The sequence below is a fragment of the Vibrio sp. E150_018 genome, from assembly GCF_053544035.1.
Genome location: NZ_JBHGNY010000010.1, coordinates 90,799 through 113,598, shown reverse-complemented (window position 1 = coordinate 113,598; position 22,800 = coordinate 90,799). Strand labels below are relative to the sequence as shown.

21 protein-coding genes are annotated in these 22,800 nt (G+C 41.3%); 7 read left to right on the top strand and 14 right to left on the bottom strand.

Annotated elements, in window-relative coordinates; translation table 11 throughout:
* Positions 1 to 183: 183 nt before the first annotated feature.
* Positions 184 to 669 (bottom strand): GreA/GreB family elongation factor, encoded by a 486-nt coding sequence (locus ACE3G9_RS11280; RefSeq protein ID WP_417879355.1) that lies wholly within the window; start codon positions 667 to 669, stop codon positions 184 to 186.
* A gap of 87 nt (positions 670 to 756) precedes the next feature.
* Here ACE3G9_RS11280 and ACE3G9_RS11275 point away from each other — a divergent pair, with 87 nt between their 5' ends.
* Positions 757 to 2,727 carry a RecQ family ATP-dependent DNA helicase gene (locus tag ACE3G9_RS11275; RefSeq protein ID WP_449219161.1) on the top strand — a complete coding sequence of 657 codons (1,971 nt, stop codon included), beginning with the start codon at positions 757 to 759 and terminating at the stop codon, positions 2,725 to 2,727.
* A 231-nt stretch (positions 2,728 to 2,958) separates the two neighbouring features.
* Here ACE3G9_RS11275 and ACE3G9_RS11270 read toward each other — a convergent pair whose 3' ends face one another.
* The 4 genes from ACE3G9_RS11270 to ACE3G9_RS11255 form a co-directional block, all read right to left on the bottom strand.
* Complete coding sequence (locus tag ACE3G9_RS11270) at positions 2,959 to 3,186, bottom strand: DUF3622 domain-containing protein (protein WP_193001572.1); 228 nt, start codon at positions 3,184 to 3,186, stop codon at positions 2,959 to 2,961.
* Between the two features lie 127 nt (positions 3,187 to 3,313).
* Positions 3,314 to 3,931: a YceI family protein gene (locus ACE3G9_RS11265; RefSeq protein ID WP_449219160.1), complete on the bottom strand. Its 618-nt coding sequence runs from the start codon at positions 3,929 to 3,931 to the stop codon at positions 3,314 to 3,316.
* Between the two features lie 206 nt (positions 3,932 to 4,137).
* Positions 4,138 to 8,034: a phosphoribosylformylglycinamidine synthase gene (purL, locus tag ACE3G9_RS11260; protein ID WP_449219159.1), complete on the bottom strand. Its 3,897-nt coding sequence runs from the start codon at positions 8,032 to 8,034 to the stop codon at positions 4,138 to 4,140.
* A gap of 106 nt (positions 8,035 to 8,140) precedes the next feature.
* Positions 8,141 to 8,485: a hypothetical protein gene (locus ACE3G9_RS11255; protein ID WP_417879359.1), complete on the bottom strand. Its 345-nt coding sequence runs from the start codon at positions 8,483 to 8,485 to the stop codon at positions 8,141 to 8,143.
* Here ACE3G9_RS11255 and mltF point away from each other — a divergent pair.
* Together mltF and ACE3G9_RS11245 are read left to right on the top strand one after the other, a co-directional pair.
* Positions 8,484 to 9,929 (top strand): membrane-bound lytic murein transglycosylase MltF, encoded by a 1,446-nt coding sequence (gene mltF / locus ACE3G9_RS11250; RefSeq protein ID WP_449219158.1) that lies wholly within the window; start codon positions 8,484 to 8,486, stop codon positions 9,927 to 9,929. The two genes, ACE3G9_RS11255 and mltF, sit on opposite strands and share 2 nt — an antisense overlap.
* Positions 9,930 to 10,157: 228 nt before the next feature.
* Positions 10,158 to 10,298 (top strand): hypothetical protein, encoded by a 141-nt coding sequence (locus tag ACE3G9_RS11245; RefSeq protein WP_160117486.1) that lies wholly within the window; start codon positions 10,158 to 10,160, stop codon positions 10,296 to 10,298.
* 92 nt (positions 10,299 to 10,390) lie between these two features.
* Here the strand turns inward: ACE3G9_RS11245 and tadA are convergent, their stop codons facing one another.
* From tadA to ACE3G9_RS11220, 5 genes are all read right to left on the bottom strand, one after another.
* Positions 10,391 to 10,909, bottom strand: a complete 519-nt coding sequence (tadA, locus tag ACE3G9_RS11240; protein WP_417879501.1) for a tRNA adenosine(34) deaminase TadA — start codon at positions 10,907 to 10,909, stop codon at positions 10,391 to 10,393.
* Between the two features lie 75 nt (positions 10,910 to 10,984).
* The gene (locus tag ACE3G9_RS11235) at positions 10,985 to 11,383 is read right to left on the bottom strand and encodes a type IV pilus modification PilV family protein (RefSeq protein ID WP_449219157.1); all 399 of its coding nucleotides are present in this window, start codon (positions 11,381 to 11,383) and stop codon (positions 10,985 to 10,987) included.
* Positions 11,373 to 12,674, bottom strand: a complete 1,302-nt coding sequence (locus tag ACE3G9_RS11230; protein ID WP_449219156.1) for a hypothetical protein — start codon at positions 12,672 to 12,674, stop codon at positions 11,373 to 11,375. Before ACE3G9_RS11230 ends, ACE3G9_RS11235 begins: the two co-directional genes overlap by 11 nt.
* Positions 12,674 to 13,267 (bottom strand): prepilin-type N-terminal cleavage/methylation domain-containing protein, encoded by a 594-nt coding sequence (locus tag ACE3G9_RS11225; RefSeq protein WP_449219155.1) that lies wholly within the window; start codon positions 13,265 to 13,267, stop codon positions 12,674 to 12,676. The genes ACE3G9_RS11230 and ACE3G9_RS11225 overlap by 1 nt, the downstream gene beginning before the upstream one ends.
* Positions 13,233 to 13,769, bottom strand: coding sequence for a GspH/FimT family pseudopilin (locus ACE3G9_RS11220; RefSeq protein WP_449219154.1), 537 nt, complete (start codon positions 13,767 to 13,769; stop codon positions 13,233 to 13,235). Before ACE3G9_RS11220 ends, ACE3G9_RS11225 begins: the two co-directional genes overlap by 35 nt.
* A gap of 102 nt (positions 13,770 to 13,871) precedes the next feature.
* Here ACE3G9_RS11220 and ACE3G9_RS11215 point away from each other — a divergent pair, with 102 nt between their 5' ends.
* Positions 13,872 to 14,336: a type IV pilin protein gene (locus tag ACE3G9_RS11215; protein WP_449219153.1), complete on the top strand. Its 465-nt coding sequence runs from the start codon at positions 13,872 to 13,874 to the stop codon at positions 14,334 to 14,336.
* A 228-nt stretch (positions 14,337 to 14,564) separates the two neighbouring features.
* Here the strand turns inward: ACE3G9_RS11215 and dnaJ are convergent, their stop codons facing one another.
* The 3 genes from dnaJ to grpE form a co-directional block, all read right to left on the bottom strand.
* Positions 14,565 to 15,704: a molecular chaperone DnaJ gene (gene dnaJ, locus ACE3G9_RS11210; protein ID WP_417879365.1), complete on the bottom strand. Its 1,140-nt coding sequence runs from the start codon at positions 15,702 to 15,704 to the stop codon at positions 14,565 to 14,567.
* Between the two features lie 279 nt (positions 15,705 to 15,983).
* Positions 15,984 to 17,894 carry a molecular chaperone DnaK gene (dnaK, locus tag ACE3G9_RS11205; protein WP_417879366.1) on the bottom strand — a complete coding sequence of 637 codons (1,911 nt, stop codon included), beginning with the start codon at positions 17,892 to 17,894 and terminating at the stop codon, positions 15,984 to 15,986.
* Between the two features lie 242 nt (positions 17,895 to 18,136).
* Positions 18,137 to 18,775, bottom strand: a complete 639-nt coding sequence (gene grpE, locus ACE3G9_RS11200) for a nucleotide exchange factor GrpE (RefSeq protein ID WP_417879367.1) — start codon at positions 18,773 to 18,775, stop codon at positions 18,137 to 18,139.
* Between the two features lie 191 nt (positions 18,776 to 18,966).
* On the opposite strand from grpE, the gene nadK reads away from it, so the two are divergent.
* The 3 genes from nadK to bamE all read left to right on the top strand — a co-directional run bounded on the left by nadK (position 18,967) and on the right by bamE (position 22,324).
* A complete protein-coding gene (gene nadK, locus ACE3G9_RS11195; RefSeq protein WP_449219152.1) occupies positions 18,967 to 19,851 on the top strand; it encodes an NAD(+) kinase in 885 nt (294 codons plus the stop codon).
* A 201-nt stretch (positions 19,852 to 20,052) separates the two neighbouring features.
* Entirely contained in the window at positions 20,053 to 21,717 is a 1,665-nt protein-coding gene (recN, locus tag ACE3G9_RS11190; protein WP_449219151.1) for a DNA repair protein RecN, read from the top strand.
* A 244-nt stretch (positions 21,718 to 21,961) separates the two neighbouring features.
* Positions 21,962 to 22,324 (top strand): outer membrane protein assembly factor BamE, encoded by a 363-nt coding sequence (gene bamE, locus ACE3G9_RS11185; protein ID WP_449219150.1) that lies wholly within the window; start codon positions 21,962 to 21,964, stop codon positions 22,322 to 22,324.
* A 133-nt stretch (positions 22,325 to 22,457) separates the two neighbouring features.
* Here the strand turns inward: bamE and ACE3G9_RS11180 are convergent, their stop codons facing one another.
* Entirely contained in the window at positions 22,458 to 22,784 is a 327-nt protein-coding gene (locus ACE3G9_RS11180) for an RnfH family protein (protein WP_417879372.1), read from the bottom strand.
* Between the last annotated feature and the right edge of the window lie 16 nt (positions 22,785 to 22,800).

The window sequence follows — 22,800 nt, the reverse complement described above, 5'->3', positions numbered from 1 at the left end:
AGCCCCATGGACATAGCTCGCCTATGACTTCTTTTAACAAAGAGATAAAGGGATGAATAAATGCCGTCAACAAAGTTTCAGGTTCGATGAGTATATAAATAAACTATAACAAGATTATGATGCTTAACGTCAAGAATAAGTGAAATGTTCATATATCCAAACCACTTCAAGCTATACCTCTAATTAGAATAATGCCACCACTTCATAACCCCTTTCTTTTCCTGCAATGTTTAATTCAAACTCATCTCCTAGCCGCTTATTTTTCAATGCCTTTCCTAACGGTGAATCAAGGGTGATCATCTGAATGGTTTGATCTTCAAATTCCAACGTCAATCCACCAGCAACAGGGCTGACAAAGAGCCATTTATTGATATCAGCTTGTTCTTCGTACAGCTCAACTAATGCGCCTAAATGTATGGGATCTTGACTGGATAGGCTTTTAATCGGCAAAGCCTTAAATACTTGAAGATCTTGTATGCACTGCTGAACTCTTTGCGCTTGGCCGTGTGCTAAATACGCCGCCTCTAAGCTTAAGGTATCGTATTTATGCTCTGGTATGTTTTGCTTATCAGTTGCCGCATTAATTGCAGTTTGAGTGGCTTGATACGCAACATCATGGATATCTATCAGAACTTTTATGATCGCTTGATGTAAAGTTTCTTTATTCATAGAAAAGCTCGATAACCTTTTTCATTAATTATTTTAAATGAGCTACTATTCATCATCGCTTTACGACAGTATTACAGATGGATTTTTATGAGCCCGATTCAACAAGCGTTAAAAGAGTACTTTGGTTTTGAACACCTTCGAGGTGGTCAACAACAAGTCATCGACACTATTTTATCAGGTCATTCTGCTGCGGCGATTTTTCCTACCGGCTCAGGTAAGTCACTATGTTACCAGTTGCCAGCCATATTATTGCCACATCTAACGTTAGTAATTTCACCACTACTAGCGCTAATGAAAGATCAGCTCGAGTTTTTGCATAGTAAAGGCATTGCCGCCGCATCGGTGGATTCAAGCCAAGATAGAGAAACCACCAACCGCATTATGCAGCAAGTTCGCAATGGTGAGATAAAAATTTTGATGATCTCGGTTGAACGGCTTAAAAATGAACGTTTCCGTCAATTTATCTCACAAGTTCCCATTTCAATGCTCGTAGTTGATGAAGCGCACTGTATTTCTGAGTGGGGGCATAATTTCCGACCAGACTACCTTAAGCTACCTTTTTATTGCCAAAGTTTAAACATCCCACAAGTTTTATTGCTTACCGCCACCGCTACACCAAGTGTTATTGAGGACATGAGTCGTAAGTTTCATATTGATAAGCAGCACATCACGGTAACGGGCTTTTATCGTCCTAACCTCGATCTCAGCGTGCTACCTTGTGAAGAAGATGAAAAACCTCAAGCATTAGTTGATCTTCTTTGTACCGAAGCAAGTTTACCAACCATTGTTTATGTCACCTTGCAGCACACAGCGGAACAAGTCGCTAAGCATTTACAACACCATGGTCTTAATGCTCTAGCTTACCACGCAGGTTTAGATTCTGACATTAGGCAAAATATTCAACAACAGTTTATGAATGGTGATGTACCTTGTATTGTGGCAACCATTGCATTTGGTATGGGAATAGATAAATCAGATATTCGTCGAGTCGTGCACTACGACCTACCCAAATCGATAGAAAACTATTCGCAAGAAATTGGCCGTGCGGGGCGAGATGGGCAATCATCTTACTGTACTGTGCTTGCCAATAAATCGGGCATTAATGTACTAGAAAACTTTGTCTATGGTGACACACCAGATCCACAATCGATTCAATGGTTACTGGAATTGATCTTTGATGAACAAAGTGCTTCTGGACTCTGGGAAGTGATGCTAACTCGTTTATCTCGCGATTCCAATATCCGCCAACTCCCGCTAAAAACGCTGCTGGTTTACCTCGAACTACAACAAGTCATTCAAGCCAAATATAGCTACTTTGCCGATTATCGTTTCAAGCATATTGCCAGTGAAAGTGAAATTTTGTCGCGTTTCCCCGAGCAAGGAAAACATGCTGAAAGACGCCAGTTTATACAAGCGATTTTTAACTGTTCCAAAATCGCTAAGACATGGCGCAGTGTTGACTTTGATGCGCTGTGGATGGGTTATCAAGCCGAGCGTTCTCGAGTGGTAGCAGCCTTAGATTATTTCCATGAACAAGGACTGATTGAGTTAGAAAGCAAACAAATTACCGATGTCTATCAGGTTCTCAACTCTCCAGAAATAACACATGACCATCAGGTGATCGCACAAGAGTTATCTCAGCTATTTAAGCAAAAGGAACATGGTGATCTAAACCGGATTCAAACTCTGATTAATTTGTTTGAAAGCCCGTCATGCCTAAGCTCTAAGCTCGCCAGCTACTTTTTAGATCATGATGTTCCAAATGCTTGTGGTCACTGTAGTGTTTGTCGTGGAAAGCTTGCAACACTGCCTTCACCTTATCTAGATGACGTTGAGATCGAGAAAGTTAATTACTGGCTAAAACCTTACCGAGAAGCATTTAGCGAACATGAAAAATCACAACAATGGACTTTAACCCTCGAGGCTCAAACTCGCTTTCTTTGTGGAATTGCCACGCCATTAAGCACTCAACTTAAAGCAAGCAAAATGGATGGTTATGGCAAGCTCGAACAGTACCCATTTGCACAAGTCAGACAGTGGGTAGAAAGCTGCGCTTAAGATTAACTTGTAAGTAACAAAAACGGCCACTTCATTTGAAGTGGCCGTTTTTATTGGACTCGAACTACCTAAGCTTGGCTCAAATAATCACGATAAATCATCGTATACCCTAAGTAATTGAAGTTACAGTGAGGCGATAAGTGAATGAGACCCTATGAGCATAGCTTGTCTATGTGATTGGGGCGAATGAACACTGACAACAAAACTGTAGCTTCAAGTACGACGGGTATATTACTCTTGGTCTTTACGCTTACTAGCAGAACGACGTTTATTGCGTTCCGCTTGAATCTTTTGAAATTCCACTAACTCTTTTTCTGCCCACTCAGTTGCTTCAGCTTCTGTCGCAAAACCTAGTTGACGTTTAGAAACTATCGTTCTGCGAGAAGTAATATGACGAATGATTTCTGCTGCCCAACCATTACGCTTCTCGATTAATTGAAAGCTGTATTTTTTACTCATAAGACTCTTTTGACCTATCCTACCTCAAACAAGGAAACATTCGCTCTGACATAGGATTAAATTAGGTGCGCATTAGAGCACAAATCCAGCTAAAAAGATGCAAATATTAATATACGTTTACTACTGTTCACTCAGGCTGAAAAACAAATTGAGCCGTGACAGGAATACTCGTTGCTATCGAATCTAGCTTGGCGACATCTTGTAGTGCTTTTACTCCATCAGTAAGCTCAAATAATGCCGTGTCTACAACAATGGGCTTAAGGGTATTCACTTGAAATGCACCATCACTTAACGCGGTAACCGAGACTTTAGTGTCAATCTTCTGTTGGTGATCATGCAAAGAAAGATCAACAGTCAATGGAACGGTTTTGATTTCGCCCACTTTCATGTCATTGAGCACTTGTAAATCGACTTGAGCGCTTAAACTCGCTTCTGGATAATTCACCACATTAAACAACATATCTTTCATCCGTTCATCGCGAATTTCAATATGCGTATTCACACTGGCTAAATCAATATCAACGACCACCACACCTTGATTATTAATCATTCCATCAATGGTACGAAAACTATGGACTTCGGTCACAGCTGTATTTTTAACCGTGACAAAATGCAACTCTGAATGTAATGGATCTAAATGCCACGATGCTAAAGCTTGCTGAGAAAAAGCTAAACCTAAAGCGATCCCTGTAACTTTGGAGAAAACTTTGGTTTTTGAGAGAAACTGACTCACTGACGTTTTCATACTATCTTCCCTATCATTCAATACAACATGGTATCTATTCGTTGAGTTTCTCTAATAGTGTATGCCTTTTTTGTAAAGATTGAGTATTAACAATGTCAGAGCATTATTAATTTTATGACAATATAAAAAACGGCCACCGAAGTGACCGTATTATTCTTATCTTTTTCAAGTAACGAGAAACGAAGCGCTCAAGCTACGAAAGTCGATCACCCTATATGCTTACGTGCATTACGGAACATGCGCATCCATGGGCTATCTTCTGACCATTCCTCTGGATGCCAAGAGTTGGCTACCGTACGGAATACACGCTCAGGGTGAGGCATCATAATACTCACACGGCCATCCGTCGTCGTTAAACCAGTAATCGCATTTGGTGAACCATTCGGGTTATTTGGATATTGCTGAGTTGGGTTACCCATATTATCCACATAACGTAATGTCACAGTGCATGAATCTTCAATCGCTTGTAGATGCTGATTATCACGAACTTCTACACGACCTTCACCGTGAGAAACTGCGATAGGCATACGAGAACCCGCCATACCATTAAAGAAGGCAGATTGAGATTCTTGTATTTCCACTAAGCTAAAGCGAGCTTCAAAACGCTCAGATTCATTACGAACAAAACGAGGCCATAAATCTGCACCTGGAATTAAATCGCGTAGGTTCGATAGCATCTGACAACCATTACACACACCTAGTGCAATAGTATCTTCACGCTCAAAGAAACCAGAAAATTGCTCACGAGCATTGTCGTTAAACAGAATCGATTTAGCCCAACCTTCTCCAGCACCCAATACGTCACCGTAAGAGAAACCACCACAAGCCACAAGACCTTGGTATTCTTCTAATACTGCTTGTCCCGTTAAGATATCGCTCATATGGATATCATTCGCTTCAAAGCCTGCGCGATCAAATGCTGCCGCCATTTCTACGTGAGAGTTAACACCTTGTTCACGTAAAATAGCCATTTTAGGTTTCGCGCCAGTTGCGATATAAGGCGCGGCAACATCTTCGTTAATATCAAAACTTAGTTTTACGTTCAGACCAGGGTCGCTGTTATCTGCTTTTGCGGCATGCTCTTGGTCGGCACAAGCTGGGTTATCACGCATCGCTTGCATCTTATGAGTCGTTTCAGCCCAAATAGTGCGAAGTTCAGTGCGATTACGCTCAAGGACTACCGTATTACCAGAAGTAATACGAAGGCTATCAGAAGCTTCAACCGAACCAATCACGTGTGAACACGCTGCGAGACCATTTTCAGCTAATACCGCTTGAACCGCTTCAAGATCTTCATTGCGAACTTGAATCACCGCACCTAGCTCTTCATTGAATAGAGCCGCGAGAGCATCATCACCTAAAGCAGCAATCTCCGCATTTACTCCACAATGACCGGCAAACGCCATCTCAGCTAGTGTAACAAATAAACCACCATCGCCTTTATCGTGGTAAGCCAGAAGCTTATTCTCACGAACCAAAGATTGCATACTAAAGTAGAAACCTTTTAGTTGCTCAGCGTTATCCACATCCGCAGGTTTGTCACCTAGTTGCTTGTAAACTTGCGCCAGTGCCGTCGCACCCATACGGTTTTTACCATTACCTAAATCAATCAGAACCAGGCTAGTCTCGCCTTTGTTGATTTGCAGTTGTGGCGTAACCGTTTTACGAACATCTTCTACACGAGCAAAGGCGGTGATCACCAATGACAACGGAGAAGTCACTTCACGCTCTTCACCATCTTGTTGCCATTTAGTCTTCATTGACATTGAGTCTTTACCCACTGGGATAGTAAGACCTAATGTAGGACAAAGCTCTTCACCGACCGCTTTCACTGCTTCATATAGACCCGCATCTTCACCTGGGTGACCAGCTGGAGACATCCAGTTAGCAGACAATTTAATGTGTTTAATATCGCCGATATCAGTGGCTGCAATGTTAGTGATTGACTCCCCTACCGCTAAACGCGCTGAAGCACCGAAATCCAATAAAGCAACAGGTGTACGCTCACCAAGCGACATCGCTTCACCGTGGTAAGAATCGTAACTTGCTGCCGTCACAGCACAGTTTGCTACCGGCACCTGCCAAGGACCAACCATCTGATCGCGAGCAACAAGACCGGTTACCGAGCGGTCACCAATGGTGATAAGGAAAGTTTTCTCAGCAACCGTTGGAAGACGTAGTACACGATCAACCGCTTCATTTAACTCAATACCACTGCGATCAATCGCTGGGTTATTGGCTTTTAGCGTTTTCGCATCACGGTGCATCTTAGGCGTTTTACCTAAAAGCACATCCATTGGCATATCGATTGGCGTATTGTCGAAATGAGAATCTTCTAGTTTCAATTCACGCTCTTCTGTTGCCACACCCACTACCGCATAAGGCGCACGTTCGCGCTTACAAATCGCATCAAACGCGTCCATATTTTCTGGTGCAACCGCCATTACGTAACGCTCTTGAGATTCGTTACACCAAATTTCTAATGGGCTCATTCCTGGCTCATCGTTCGGCACGTCACGTAATTGGAAAATACCGCCACGCTCACCATCATCAACCAACTCAGGTAATGCGTTAGAAATACCGCCTGCGCCCACATCATGGATAAAGGCGATTGGGTTCGCATCACCTAACTGCCAACAACGGTCGATCACTTCTTGACAACGGCGTTCCATTTCTGGGTTTTCTCGTTGTACAGACGCAAAGTCTAAATCTTCTGCTGATTGACCCGACGCCATTGAAGAAGCCGCACCGCCACCAAGACCGATGTTCATCGCTGGGCCACCTAATACAATTAAGCTCGCACCAACTGGAATTTCTTTCTTCTGAACATGCTCATCACGGATATTACCCATACCACCAGCGAGCATGATTGGTTTATGGTAACCACGGATCTCTTCACCGTTATGAGAATTCACTTTCTCTTCATAAGTACGGAAGTAACCTAATAAATTAGGACGACCGAATTCGTTGTTAAATGCCGCGCCACCTAATGGGCCTTCTAGCATAATATCTAACGCCGTCACGATACGGCTTGGTTTACCAAAATCGGTTTCCCAAGGCTGTACGAAATTAGGGATTTTAAGGTTTGAAACAGAGAAGCCAACTAAACCTGCTTTTGGTTTACCGCCAACACCCGTTGCACCTTCATCACGAATTTCACCACCAGACCCCGTTGAAGCGCCCGGCCAAGGTGAAATTGCGGTTGGATGGTTATGAGTTTCAACCTTCATCAAGATATGTGCTTGCTCTTGATGGTAACCATATTGACGTGTTTGCGGATCAGGGAAGAAACGGCCTACAGTAGAACCTGTCATCACCGCTGCGTTATCTTTATAAGCCGACAACACGTTATCAGGGGTCACTTCCATCGTGTTTTTGATCATTTTGAACAAAGATTTCTCTTGCTCGACACCATCAATGGTCCAACCTGCATTGAAAATCTTATGACGACAGTGCTCTGAGTTCGCTTGAGCAAACATCATTAATTCAATATCAGTTGGGTTACGCTTTAGTTTTTCAGTAAAGCTTTCAACCAGATAATCAATTTCTTCTTCAGCTAACGCTAAACCAAGAGTCACGTTCGCTTCTTCAAGTGCCGAACGACCACCAGAAAGCAAATCAACTTCAGTTAACGGTGCAGGCTCTGCCACTTGAAATAACGCTTGTGCTTGTTCAAAGTTGGTAAACACTACTTCCATCATGCGATCATGCAGTAATGCTTTTAACTCAACGAATTGCAGCTCAGATAGCTCAACCGAAGATTCAACATAATACGCAGTACCGCGCTCAAGACGTTTGATTTTGTCTAATCCACAGTTATGAGCAATATCGGTCGCTTTCGATGACCAAGGTGAAATAGTACCAGGACGAGGAGTCGTTAAAAGTAGTTGACCTTGTGGCTCATGATCTTCAATCGTTGGACCATAAGTAAGCAACTTTTCGAGTTTTTCTAACTCTTGGGAATCTAGTTCAGAAGTGAGGTCTGCAAAATGCGCAAATTCAGCATAGATGCCAGACACAGGTAGGTTCAATTCACGACACAGCTCTAAAAGCTTGTTGACACGAAACTCGGATAAAGCGGGGGAACCACGCAAAATTCTCATGTGCTTAGGTCTCTTTAGCAGTTGTTTAAAAAAGAAAAGTGATATTGAAATCCGTTCAGAAGGCACCGCTCTTCAGCAGGACATATAAAGCGGATTTCAATTTCACCTAGCCCTTTTGCGACGTATTATAGAGTAATTTCCATGTCGACGTAACACCAAAAGCAACCGTTTGCGTATTTTTTTCAATAAAGGTCATTTGTATATACTCAAAGTAATTGAAGTTGTAGTAAGACGACAAGTGAATGCAGCCCCATGAGCATAGCTTGTCTATTCGATTGGGGTAAATGAACGCCGTCAACAAAGCTACAGTTTCAAGTACGAAGGGTATAAAACTCCTTTCAATTTTGCTGATATGGTCGCCATTTGGTATAAAGTAGCTACTAATGGCTTTATGAGATTTCCTTTTGATAAAACTTTTTTCTTGTTCCAACTTTAAGCGTTTGGTTTTCATGCTATTTATCCTTATTGGAGTAACCGCATGTAAGCCAGATAGCCGATCAATGACTGACTTAGAAAAGATCCAAGAACGTGGCGTTTTACGAGTGGGTACCTTAAACAATCAACTTTCTTATTTTATTGGTCCTGACGGTCAAACCGGTTTGGAATACGAATTGGCGAAAAAATTTGCCGATCAACTTGGTGTAAAATTGGAAATAAAGCCCGCTTATCATCTTACTGGCTTACTACCTGCTTTAGAAAACCACGAGGTTGATATTGTCGCCGCGGGGTTAAGTCACACGCCAGAACGATTAAAAAAGTTCAATGCAGGCCCTGCGTATTACTACGTCAGTCAGCAAGTAATCTATAAAAAAGGCTCTTGGCGACCAAGAAACTTACAACAATTGATCGACAAAAAAGGCAAACTTCACGTAGTTAAAGGAGCTCAATACGAATACACCTTGCAGCAGCTTAGTAAAATACATCCTGACTTAAAATGGAGCAGTAGCGATACCGAAGATAATACAGACTTATTAAAGGATGTTTCCGAAGGGAAAATTGATTTTACGGTAGTGGACTCAGTATCACTTTCGATCACTCAAAGACTTCATCCTAACTTAGCGTTAGCGTTTGAATTAACTGACGATCAACCTATTTCATGGTTCATTCGCAAAAGTAATGATGACTCTTTATATGCTTTAATTCTAGAATTCTTTGGTCAATTCAACCAATCAGGGCAACTGGCTAGCTTAGAAGAAAAATATTTTGGTCATATTCAAAGTTTTGATTATGTCGATACACGAGCCTTCATTCGCTCGTTAAACAGTAAGCTTCCAAAATATAAAAAGTTATTCCAAACTTATTCTAAAGAATTTGATTGGCGCTTAATTGCCGCCTTATCTTATCAAGAATCACATTGGAATCCTTACGCCAAATCCCCAACTGGTGTACGAGGAATGATGATGTTAACTCAGTCGACGGCCAAAATGGTTGATGTAGAAAATCGTCTTGACCCATCACAATCTATTCGTGGTGGTGTTGAGTACTTACGACGTATGATTAAACGTATTCCTGATTCCATTCCTAAGCATGAAAAAATTTGGTTTGCTCTAGCCTCTTATAATGTAGGTTATGGTCATGTGATGGATGCGAGACGTATAACCCAACATGAAAAGGGTAACCCTGACTCATGGACCGATGTTAAAGAGAGATTGCCTAAATTACGCATTCCGAGTTATTACAAATATACTCGTTATGGCTTTGCTAGAGGTGATGAAGCCAAAAACTACGTAGAAAATATTCGTCGCTACTATCAAACGATCATTGGTTACGAAGCGGAAAATCAACCGGTAAATTCTGATCCAGCGAAAGGGGATGATTTTCAGGTTATTCCAGCAACGGTCAGTGAAGCGGAACCAAGCGCCGACGAAACAACTGAGTCACCATCAACTAATTAAATAGACTAAATAAAGTAACAAAACAAGAATAGCCCCAAGACTTAGTTAACGCTAATGATTGGGGCTATTTACCATAGATAGAATTCATCGTTAGAAAGAGTGATTTAGGTTATGAAAAATGATTAGCTGGAAAAAATAAACTGTGCTACAACTGTCATCGTTACGTCATAAAATAACGATATAAAGAAGATCAATATAATAGAAAATAGATATTAAGGAGGCATAACTATGTTCTCTAAAAAGAAAACAATGAATCGTCTTGTTCGTAATAAAGCGAACACCACTCGTAGAAAACGTATGCTAGCCAACAATAAGAAACAGGTACTATGGCGTCATCGCTCTTATGTTTTCTGGTCAGAAGTAGTTTAGTAATACTCACTAATAACAAGACTAACAATTTAAAAACCCGCCACACCCTATATCGACAAACAATTTATTGAATTTTTGTTTGTCGATAAATATCACTCCTCTGTATTTCCCTTTCTGGTCTGTTTAATCTCTTTTCGGCGACGCTTAAAAAAAGCTTGTAGTTGATGACGACATTCTTCTTCTAATAAACCGCCTTCTACCTGTGCGTAATGATAAGAAGCTTGGCTTTCAAATAGATTCAAAACCGTTCCAGCCGCACCAGCTTTTAAGTCATAAGCACCAAAAACAATACGACCTACTCGGCTATGCAATAATGCACCAGCACACATAGGACAAGGCTCTAAGGTGACATACAGAGTGGTATCTAGCAGGCGATAGTTTTGTAATGTTTGGCCCGCTTGGCGCAGGGTAACAATTTCCGCATGCGCGGTGGCATCATGCTCACTAATCGAAGCATTCCACCCTTCGGCAATGATCTTGCCCTCTTTGACTAATACCGCGCCCACAGGCACTTCACCATGCTCTTCCGCGATATCAGCCAATTCGATCGCTTTACGCATAAATTCTTTATCTTGTTCAGTAAAATTAGAGGGGGTTATTTCAAGCACAATCGACTCTCTTTTAGGGTAGAGCCTAGATTATACGTGAACATTCACTCGATGTTGAATAAATGCAGACCAGAATACTTAATTATCAAATTCATTATATTTAGAGATCATGGTTTTCAGCGCAACGGATTGTCGCTCGTTCCAACGTGTATCCCAACCAGTTTCAATCTCGATGGTTTTTAAGGCACCAGATAACGACTCAGTGACAGTCCAACGAGTCATATAAGCACCTGAAATACTGGAGCTACCGGAAATAGAAGAAAACGGTAATGTTCCATCCGCACCACTAACTGAGCGTGAACGGAAATATTCTAATTGAGACTCAGCTAAGTGAAGGGCCTTAATACTGTTTTCAGCATAATCAGCTTGCCTTTCCATATAGGTTTGCAGTTTGATTAACCCCATAATGCCAACGATAAGAATGATAAAAGTGATCAATACTTCAATTAAGCTAAAGCCCTGTTGTTTAGAAATCATGCCATGATCCTTTTAGCCATTTGGGTTTATATAGTTTGCTCAGAGCATGATTAATTTTTTTACCATCATAAGCGACATCCATAGCGGCATTTATCATTGCTAAACTTCCAGGAGTATCAACAATTAAAACGCCATCAGGGACTTTCGAACCTGTCATAAATAAGCTTGGCGGTGGTATACCATCACTTTGCATACTAGGAGTGTAATAACTAGTCACCCATGCACTTTCAGCCATATTTGACCAAAGACTAAGGCTTGGAGTAAAAGCTGTATTTAAGTGATATAAAACACCATTAAATGGCACACTCCCAGAAGAACCTAGTAACCCATTTTGCACGACAACGATAATCCCATCACTCGTATCTTTCGATAAAGTTTGTGTCGCAGGACCTAAATCACAAGTTCCATCCACCCAAATCAAGCTCTTATTGTTCTCAATTGCAGAAGCAATATTATTGTCACATGGACATACAGAGCCAGAACAAAAGCCACCAGTTATAACCGTGAATTCCTTCTTTATGGATGATACTTCAGACTTAGGTACACCAAATAGGTCTTCAAATGGATCTAAATCTGAGTCGTAGTAAAAGTCATCTTTAAAATTATTTTCTGATAATAGTTGAGTACCATCCTCATCAAGCTGGTTATTTTCTTCTGATAATTTTAAAACCGAAGATGGATTGCTAATACTTGTTTGATAACTTGAATCACATCTACCTATACTAGGAAAGTCTGGTGATGTAGGTATAGTTGTTTGAAGATTACTTGTCGCGTTCAAATAAATATTTTTTGAATATTTAACGGCTACACAGCTATAGGTATCAGGGGCTGAAATAAGTTGAATCGGTTGTGGTTTTATATCAAAAGCTCCGATCATAAATAAATCAGCAGTAGCTGTAATAGCTCCTAATGTTCCGGCACCTGGTATCCGCAACGCTTTGACAACTCGATAACCATTCTCATTCGATTCAACCGTATACAAATTTGAAGTGCCTTGTCTTGTGATATGAATATTACTGGGCTGATCACAATCATTGTATGAAACTGAATTTGGTTGATTGGATGACACATCAATAAGTTTGGCCATCACACACTCTAACCTTCCTTCACCTTTCCAATGTAGTTGCCTAGCCTCAATCTCATTCTGCACACGCTTAGCTTGGAAAAAAACACCCTTGTAGCTTGCCAGTGAAATAACCAACGCAGCAGCAAGTAGCAACACCGCTACGAGTAATGTTGCAGCTCCTTGCTGTTTCGAATAAAGATAAAAAGAAACTCTACGTTCAAACATTACTTCCAATTCCTCTGCTTAATTTGAGTGCTTAATGTTTGGGAATGGGAACCATCAAGTAGGGATGCTGTTAAAGATAGAGTAATCAATGCTGAACTCACCGAACTCCCGAGTGGGTCCTCTGTTACAACAAACGAATCAACCATTAAGCGATGCTGATCCAATAGAGATTGAACTGGTGTACATATACTAGTGATAGGAGATGGGTCTGTGTTTTCACAAACCTCCAAATGAGAACCATCTAATGCAAATGTCACCTGAGTGTATTCACCATCTGGTTTTTGATAGGTGTAAGCTAAACTTGAAGATGATGTACTGATTACATTACTCGCTCCAGATAACATTAAAGAATTCCCTTGCGAACCATTAAAACCAGCCCGTTGAGCATCCTCTTTTATATATCTCAAAGCTTCATTAATGCCTTGAATAACCAACAAGCGTTGCGTTCGTTCTGCCGCTAATTTTTGTCCAGAGAGAAAAACACTCCCCACGGCAAGTAAGGCAATAATACCAATCGCTGAAGCAATCATTAATTCAATAAGCGATAGGCCCTTTTGATTACTTAACGACTTTTTTACACTTTGGGTAGCCATAAAACTCACCTCCATCACCACAAACTCTAATTCGGCCTGTAATACTGCTGAATACCAATTTAAGAGGTTTATGAACATCGATAAAAAAAGACAAACTAGAAGATTGAACTGGCTTTCCATTCACTGGTTCAAACTCCACAACTGAAAGAAAACTACTCGCGTTTGCCATTGGAAAATTAACTGTCAGACTTCTAAATGGATTTCCATCTAAATAAACTAAAGCACCTGTCTGCGCCGAAGAAAGTGACGTAGTTGGTGTTGAATCATCTCTAGTGGCTAACCCCCATTGCCCACCTGTCTGAACAAAATGGAGGTAAACAGGCTGATTTCTCAACACAGCCTCTGATTTAGTTTGAATAAAAAACCCCTGTAATTCTTCTGCCAACCTTTGCATTTTCGCTCTTTCATTCATCCCACTAAACGATGGTACGGCCGCAGCTAACAAAACCGCTAGCACGACTAATGAAATCAGCATTTCTATTAGCGTAAACCCTCGAGCCATTCCCCAAAATCCTCTGCAACTAGTTACATCTTGATATTTCAACTTGCAGTGATGCTAACACTTATCAAAAATGGCATAAGTCTCTAACAGGAAGTAATAGAAATGATTCGAATAAATCGATGCAAAAAAAGAAGCACAAGACAAAAAGGAATGACATTGATCGAATTATTGATCGCTGTAGCAATTATTGGTGTTTTGAGCGCCATCGCCTACCCCAGCTATCAACAGCATGTGTTAAAAAGTCACCGCTCTGCTGTCATGTCCGATATGATGAAAATTCAGTTAGAGCTTGAGCAACATCGCACCCAAAATGGCAGTTACGATTACACTATTATCGATAATACCGCGGGGACATGTGACTCTAGCCTAGGCTGCCAAACCGACAGTGACCGTTATAAGTTTTCTATAACTTCCGGTGCCAGTGGCATTGATTATTATGTGATTAAAGCCACACCACAATCCACCTTGGGACAAGATAAAGACAAATGCGGCACGCTAGAAATGAATGCAGGCTCTGTAGGGAGCGCTAAGAAAGGTGGCGTTAATGTAGATGGATGTTGGAATTGAGGAACGTTGCTCGAGTCTCGGACACTGCGCTGCTCGTTTTTCGAAAAAGAATAAAAGCAACTCCTGAGAAATATTTCTGTAAATAGCTGGTCTTAGTATCTTCACGTTACTGAAAATCGCTCTTTACCGAGCAACGAGCAGTGAAACGCCCGAAAACCGAGACTCGTAAACCAACAAAGCCTCCACTATCACTAGCAGAGGCTTTGTTATTCATATCAAAGTTGACTATTAACTAGTCAAATCATCAAAGAATTTTTTCACGCCATTGAAGAAGCCGTCTGATTTCGGCTTATGCTTTTGGCTTGCTTCTTCGCCACCAAAAGACTCTTCAAGTTCGCGTAATAGTTCTTTTTGACGAGAGCTTAACTTCACTGGTGTTTCGACTACTAACTTACAAATTAAGTCACCCGTTGCGCCACTGCGTACTGATTTCACGCCTTTACCACGCATACGGAACATACGGCCAGTTTGCATCTCAGCAGGCACTTTAAGCTTAAATCGACCATCTAGTGTTGGTACTTCTACTTCACCGCCCAATGCCGCTAAAGTAAAGCTTACTGGTACTTCACAATGTAAGTTATTGCCATCACGTTCAAAGATATGGTGGTCTTTTAAATGTACTTGTACGTATAGGTCACCAGCAGGAGCGCCACGTTCACCCGCTTCACCCTCACCATTTAGACGAATGCGATCGCCAGTATCAACACCAGCAGGGATCTTAACATTTAATGTCTTGCTCTTGTTCTTGCGGCCTTCACCATGACAAGCATCACAAGGATCCTTAATAATTTGACCACGGCCATTACAAGTAGGACAAGTTTGCTGCACTGCAAAAAATCCCTGACGCATTTGAACTTGACCATGACCATGACAAGTGCCACAGGTTTGGGAACTTGAACCCGCTTTAGCGCCACTACCGTCACATACTTCACATTCTGTTAGCGTTGAAATACTAATCTCTTTTTCACAACCGCGAACCGCTTCTTCAAGAGAAAGTTCCATGTTGTAGCGTAAATCTGCACCACGTTGGGCACGCTGTGGACCACCACGACGGCCACCACCAAAGATATCGCCGAAAACATCGCCAAACATATCTTCAAAGCCGCCGCCTCCACCGAAGCCACCACCGCCGCCCATTCCACCTTGTTCAAAGGCTGCATGACCATATTGATCGTAAGCTTGCTTTTTCTGTGGGTCGGTTAAAACTTCATACGCTTCTTTAACTTCTTTAAACTTGTCAGATGCATCCGCTTCTTGGTTGCGGTCTGGGTGATATTTCATCGCAAGACGTTTGTACGCCTTTTTAATATCGCGCTCTGATGCATCACGGCTGACACCTAATACTTCATAAAGATCACGTTTTGACATGCTCGGTTCACCAATTTTCTTTTACTAATAAGCATTGCTCATCAGTGTGTGTTTTAAACTATGAAAAGCTATATCTAGCTAGATAATCCGATATACCTTAAGCCTTTATCAATAACCGCTTAGGTAGAAGTGATTATCTAGCAGGACAATACCTCAATAAATTAACCAGTATCAGATCGAAAATTGCGGGCGTGAGAGACAAACTCTAAACGCCCGCAGTTTCATATCACTCACCCTCAATTAATTAAGGGTGACAGACTTAACAATAATCAATGTCGATTATTTTTTGTCTTCGTCTTTTACTTCTTCAAACTCAGCGTCAACAACGTCATCTTCAGGTTTAGCTTGCTCGCCACCTTCTGCTTGCTGTGCTTGAGCTTTCTGCTGAGCAATTTCCATCAGTTTTTGAGCCGCTGTTGCTAACTCTTGAACTTTAGTATCGATGGCTTCTTTATCATCGCCAGACTTCACTGATTCAAGTGCTGTAATCGCTGCTTCAATTTTCTCTTTCTCATCAGCTGGAAGTGCATCACCAGCTTCTTCGATTTGCTTACGAGTACCGTGGATCATTTGGTCAGCTTGGTTGCGAGTCGTTACTAACTCTTCGAACTTTTTATCCGCTTCTTTGTTCGCTTCAGCTTCTTGTACCATTTTCTCGATTTCTTCATCTGATAGACCACCAGACGCTTGGATCGTAATTTTTTGCTCTTTACCTGTCGCTTTATCTTTCGCAGAAACGTTCAAGATACCATCCGCATCTAGGTCAAACGTTACCTCGATTTGTGGCATGCCACGTGGCGCAGGGTTAATGCCTTCTAGGTTAAATTGACCTAGCGATTTGTTGTAAGTCGCTTGCTTACGTTCACCTTGTAGTACGTGAATCGTTACTGCGCTTTGATTGTCCTCTGCTGTTGAGAATACTTGATTCGCTTTTGTTGGAATCGTTGTATTTTTCTCAATTAGCTTAGTCATAACGCCACCCATCGTTTCGATACCGAAAGATAGAGGAGTTACGTCTAGTAGAAGAACGTCTTTCACGTCTCCCGCAAGAACACCACCTTGAACCGCTGCCCCGATTGCTACTGCTTCGTCAGGGTTCACGTCTTTACGTGCTTCTTTACCAAAGAATTCAGCCACTTTTGCTTGAACCATTGGCATACGTGTTTGACCACCAACTAGGATAACGTCAGTAATTTCGCTTACTGATAGGTCAGCATCTGCTAGAGCAACTTTTAGCGGCTCAAGAGAACGTTGAACTAAATCTTCAACTAGCGATTCTAGTTTAGAACGAGTTACTTTTACGTTCATATGTTTAGGACCAGTTGCATCCGCTGTCACATATGGAAGATTTACGTCTGTTTGTTGCGCAGAAGATAGTTCAATCTTCGCTTTTTCAGCCGCTTCTTTCACACGTTGCATCGCAAGTGGATCGTTTTTCAGGTTAATGCCTTGCTCGTTTTGGAACTCAGATACTAAGTAGTTGATCAAACGAGTATCAAAGTCTTCACCACCTAGGTGAGTATCACCGTTAGTTGCTAATACTTCGAAAGTTTGCTCACCTTCGTGCTCATCAATTTCGATAATAGAAATATCGAATGTACCACCACCAAGGTCATAAACTGCGATAGTGCGATCGCCACCTTTCTTATCAAGACCGTAAGCAAGTGCAGCTGCTGTTGGTTCGTTGATAATACGCTTCACTTCAAGACCAGCGATACGGCCAGCATCTTTTGTTGCTTGACGTTGTGCATCGTTGAAGTAGGCCGGTACAGTAATAACCGCACCAGTTACCGCTTCACCTAAGTAGTCTTCAGCGGTTTTTTTCATTTTCTTCAAGATTTCAGCGGAAACTTGAGGAGCAGCCATTTTTTGGCCTTTCGCTTCAACCCAAGCATCACCGTTGTCAGCCTTAACAATGTTATAAGGCATAATTTCGATATCACGCTGAACTTCTTCGTCTTCAAAACGACGACCGATCAAACGTTTAATTGCGAACAATGTATTTTCAGGGTTAGTTACCGCTTGGCGTTTTGCAGGTTGACCTACTAATGTTTCGCCATCTGTGTAAGCGACTACTGATGCTGTTGTGCGTTCACCTTCAGCATTTTCAATTACGCGTGGTTTGTCGCCGTCTAATACCGCAACACATGAGTTAGTTGTACCTAAATCAATACCAATGATTTTACCCATTTGACATTCTCCAAAGAATTTCAGTTATTCAGTTTTTGCTATACCCAACTTTTGATAACAAATAGATGGGGGCTCAGAATTGGGATTCAACCCTGTAAGCTAATTTGTTTTGCATTTCGCATTACGTGTTTCTGTATGCACAATAGATAAGGGCGGCAAAATGCTTTTCAAGGGGGAAAATAAAAAAATGCCGAGTTTTTTATAACTCGACATTCCATTTTTAGTAAAACTTATGCTTTATGTTACTTGGCCACCATCACCATCGCAGGGCGAATTACTCGGCCATTTAATTCATAACCTTTTTGCATCACAATCATAACCGTATTCGATTCGTGATCTGGGCTTTCCTGCATACCAATGGCTTGGTGAAGTTCAGGGTTAAATGCTTCACCTTCTGGATTAATCTCGACTAACCCAAATTTTGCTACCGTATCAACAAAAGATTTATGCGTCATATCAACACCTTCCAGAATCGGCTTAACAACTTCATCCTCAGGGTTTGCCGCTTTTAGAGCACGCTCTAAGTTATCGATTACCGGCAATAATTCTTCAGCGAACTTATTCAATGCGTATTTACGAGCTTTATCAATTTCTTGCTCGCTACGACGGCGCATGTTTTCCACTTCTGCTTTCGCACGTAAAACTGAATCCTGCTGTTCTTTAATTTGAGCTTCCGCAGCATTTAACGCCGCTTCTAATTCAATAACACGAGAAGCTTCTTGCTCCACTTGTTCAATTTCTTCATTCCAATCGATATCGCCTTCACCACCAATGGTTTGAGCATCATCTGCATTGGCATCATCTTCAACAAGTTCTTGCTCAACTTGTAGATCTTCCGATTTTAGCTCTTCATCTTGCGGTTTGTTATGTTCTGTAGTCATGATATCTCCAAGAATATATTCAACACCATGCGCTTGTCCTAACGAAATAGGCACAAAATACTCGCATAGTCATTCCACTTGCCCTTATTATGGGGATGAAGATTTATGATTCAAGCGTAGAGTGCGTTTATCTTAATAAATACGCCTGATAAAATACCTTATCGCCCCTTTTTACAGTTGAGTTGAACCCTATGCAGAAGCCTTTTAACGTAATTGCCATTATTGGTAAGCCTCGCGACCATAAAGCTGTGCAAACGCATAAAGAGCTTTTCCATTGGCTGATAGAACAAAATTACACCGTATTAATAGATGATCGCTTGATTGATATATTAGATGACCTTCCAAAAGATGTATTTTCTAGCTTACTTAGGATCGGTGAACAAGCGGATTTAGCGATTGTAGTTGGCGGTGATGGCAACATGCTAGGCGCGGCACGTATTTTATCTCGCTTTGACATCTCAGTTATTGGGGTAAACCGCGGTAGCCTAGGTTTCTTAACCGATCTAAACCCTGAAGATTTTCACCATGCACTACTCAAGGTACTAAAGGGTGAATACCTAGTTGAAGAACGCTTTTTATTAGAGACAGAAGTACATCGTAGTGGGCATATAAAAAGTCATAACTCTGCGTTAAATGAAGTGGTTTTGCACCCTGGTAAAGTCGCGCATATGATTGAATTTGAAGTTTATATTGATGACAGGTTTGCTTTTTCACAACGCTCCGATGGCTTAATCGTTTCAACGCCAACCGGCTCAACTGCTTATTCCTTGTCAGGCGGTGGTCCTATTTTATCACCCAGCTTAAATGCTATTTCACTCGTCCCAATGTTTCCGCACACACTATCAAGTCGACCTTTAGTTGTTGATGGCAATAGAAAAATAAAATTACTGGTATCTCCAGACAATAGAGGAACTCAAGAAGTCAGTTGTGACGGTCAAATATCACTTCCAGTATCACCTGGCGATGAAATTCAAATCTTCCAAAGTCCAAGTATTTTAAAGCTTATTCACCCTGAAGATTACAGCTACTACCATGTATTGCGTCATAAACTAGGTTGGTCGAGTAAACTGTTTTAACCGATATAAAACACGAAACACGAAACACGAAACACGAAACACGAAACACGAAACATAATGATGCCTTGTCGATTTTATGATCAGCAAGGCACTTTTATTACAAACAATAAAAATCCACACAAAAAACTTTACTGTATAAAAAGCCAGTATATACTATTTTTACATACAGTAATTTATTTTGTCTTTTTTCAAGGTGGATTTATGCTCTCCCATTTAAGTATTAATAATTTTGCAATTGTTAAGTCTTTACAACTAGAGCTTTTCAAAGGAATGACAACTATTACCGGTGAAACAGGTGCCGGTAAATCCATTGCAATTGATGCACTAAGCCTTTGTTTAGGTGGTCGTGCTGATAGCAATATGGTACGTCCTGGTGAAGAAAAAACCGATATCACCGCCTCTTTCATCCTGGATAACAACATTAATGCCACCCGATGGTTAGAAGACAATGAATTACTAGATGGTGAAGAATGCATAATTCGTCGCATCATCACGAATGAAGGTCGTTCGCGTGCGTTTATCAATGGTAATCCAGTACCTTTGTCACAATTAAAATCTCTAGGACAAAACTTAATCAATATTCATGGGCAGCACGCTCATCACCTATTGATGAAGCCTGAACACCAATTAACATTGTTAGATCAATACGCCGGCCACCAACAACTGATCCAAGCAAGTAAAAAGCATTATTCAGATTGGCGTCAACTACGCAACCAACTTAAGAACTTGCGAGCCAATAGCCAAGAAAATTTAGCTCAAAAGCAACTGCTTGAATATCAAGTAAAAGAGTTGGACGAGTTAGCATTATCAGAAAACGAGTTTGAAGAGCTCGAACAAGAACATAAAGTTCTTTCAAGTAGTGGACAGATTGCGGTTATTTGCCAACAAGCAATTAGTGAACTGTATGAAGGCGAAGAAGTGAATGCACTTAGCCTACTTCATTCTGTCAGTCATTCACTCTGCGAACTTGCAGAATTAGATCCATCATTGGCTCACCTGCCTAATCTATTATCGGAAGCCATGATCCAGCTAGAAGAAACTAACTCAGAATTAAGACACTACTCCGACAACATCGATGTCGATCCCGCACGAATAGCCGAAGTCGAAGAACGTTTCAGCAAAGTAATGACTACAGCACGCAAACATCACGTTCGTCCAGAAGAGTTATATCAATATCATCAAGAAGTAAAAGCGCAAATTGAAGCGCTCGACAGCTCAGATGAAAAATTAGAGCAATTAGAAAAAGATGTCGATGATAAATATCAAACCTTTTTAACTGCTGCAGAAAAGCTGAGTAAAAGCCGTAGCCGCTATGCCAAAGAGCTAAATAAACTGATCTCTCAAAGTATGCATGAGTTAAGCATGGAAAAAGCGCAATTCTGTATTGATGTGATTAAAGATGAAAAACATGCTGCGCCACTAGGTATAGATCAAATCAATTTCTTAGTTTCAACCAACCCTGGCCAGCCATTACAAGCGTTAGCCAAAGTCGCCTCTGGTGGTGAACTATCTCGAATTTCATTAGCGATTCAAGTTATTACGGCGCAAAAAGTTCAAACACCAAGCCTAATATTTGATGAAGTGGATGTCGGTATCAGTGGCCCAACAGCAAGTGTTGTCGGAAGAATGCTACGTAAGCTGGGTGAATCTACTCAGGTGCTTTGTGTCACCCACTTACCGCAGGTAGCCGGCAGTGGTCATCAACAATTATTTGTCGCGAAACAAGCAAAAGCAGGCAAAACGGAAACTCGAATCCATCAATTAGATGAAAATCAGCGCATTGATGAACTGGCTCGCTTACTTGGCGGTAGCACGATTACAGATTCAACCAAAGCGAATGCAAAAGAATTGTTAGTGGCGGCTTAGGTCTCGGGTCTCGGGTCTCGGGTCTCGGGTCTCGGGTCTCGGGTCTCGGGTCTCGGGTCTCGGGTCTCGGGTCTCGGGTCTCGGGTCTCGGGTCTCGGGAGATTGTTAGTTTACATTTAAACTTTGCAACTAAACTCTAAGTTTTCTGTCTTAATTTGCATGTTTAACACTACGGGCTTTTACTTCTTCGCTTGGCTTGTTTATTATCGAGCAAGATTTTTGCCTTTAACTCGAAGAAACCACTATGCATTTTAAAAAGTGGATACTCATTATCCCTTTCGCTTTAACGATCTTATCTGGCTGTAGCGTGCTTGAGCGCTTGGTTTATCGCATTGATATTGCTCAAGGTAACTACATAGAGCAACCAGATGTCGACAAACTTCGCATTGGCATGACCAAAGAACAAGTTCAATTTGTTCTAGGCTCTCCAATGTTAGTTGAAAATGGTTACCCTGATACTTGGTATTACATTTACCATTTCACTCACGGCCATGACGACTCTGTTCAGAAAAACTTTATTGTCAGGTTTGATCCTCAAACCCAAAGATTAACTGAGGCATCGGGTGATTTTGACTTAAGCCCAGACTTCAATACTCCGTTAAATTAATAACAAGTATACCAAGTGACTTGGGTATATATCATAAACGCAAAATGGCCTATCAAGTAGATATTAAGTCTCACTTGATAGGCCATTTTTTACCCCTCTAAAAACCCAATAGCCATCGCTTAAATTTAATCAATTAAGCTTTCTGCTTAGCTTGTTCCAATTTTGCTTGCTCTGCTCTCTTGCGGCGAATTTCTTTTGGATCTGCCAATAACGGTCGGTAAATCTCAATACGATCTTTATCGCGCACTGTCGAATCTAGTTTTACATTTCGACTAAATACACCAACTTTATTCTTTGCTAAATCTATCTCAGGGTAATTAGCCAAAACACCAGACTGTTCAATGATCTCTTGAACGGTTAAATCTTCTGATACCGCAAGTTCAAACACTTTTTGCTCATGCGGCAGTGCATACACCACCTCAACATGGATCAGGGAATTAGCACTAGTTTGCTCTGTCATTGTTTGTCACCTGTAT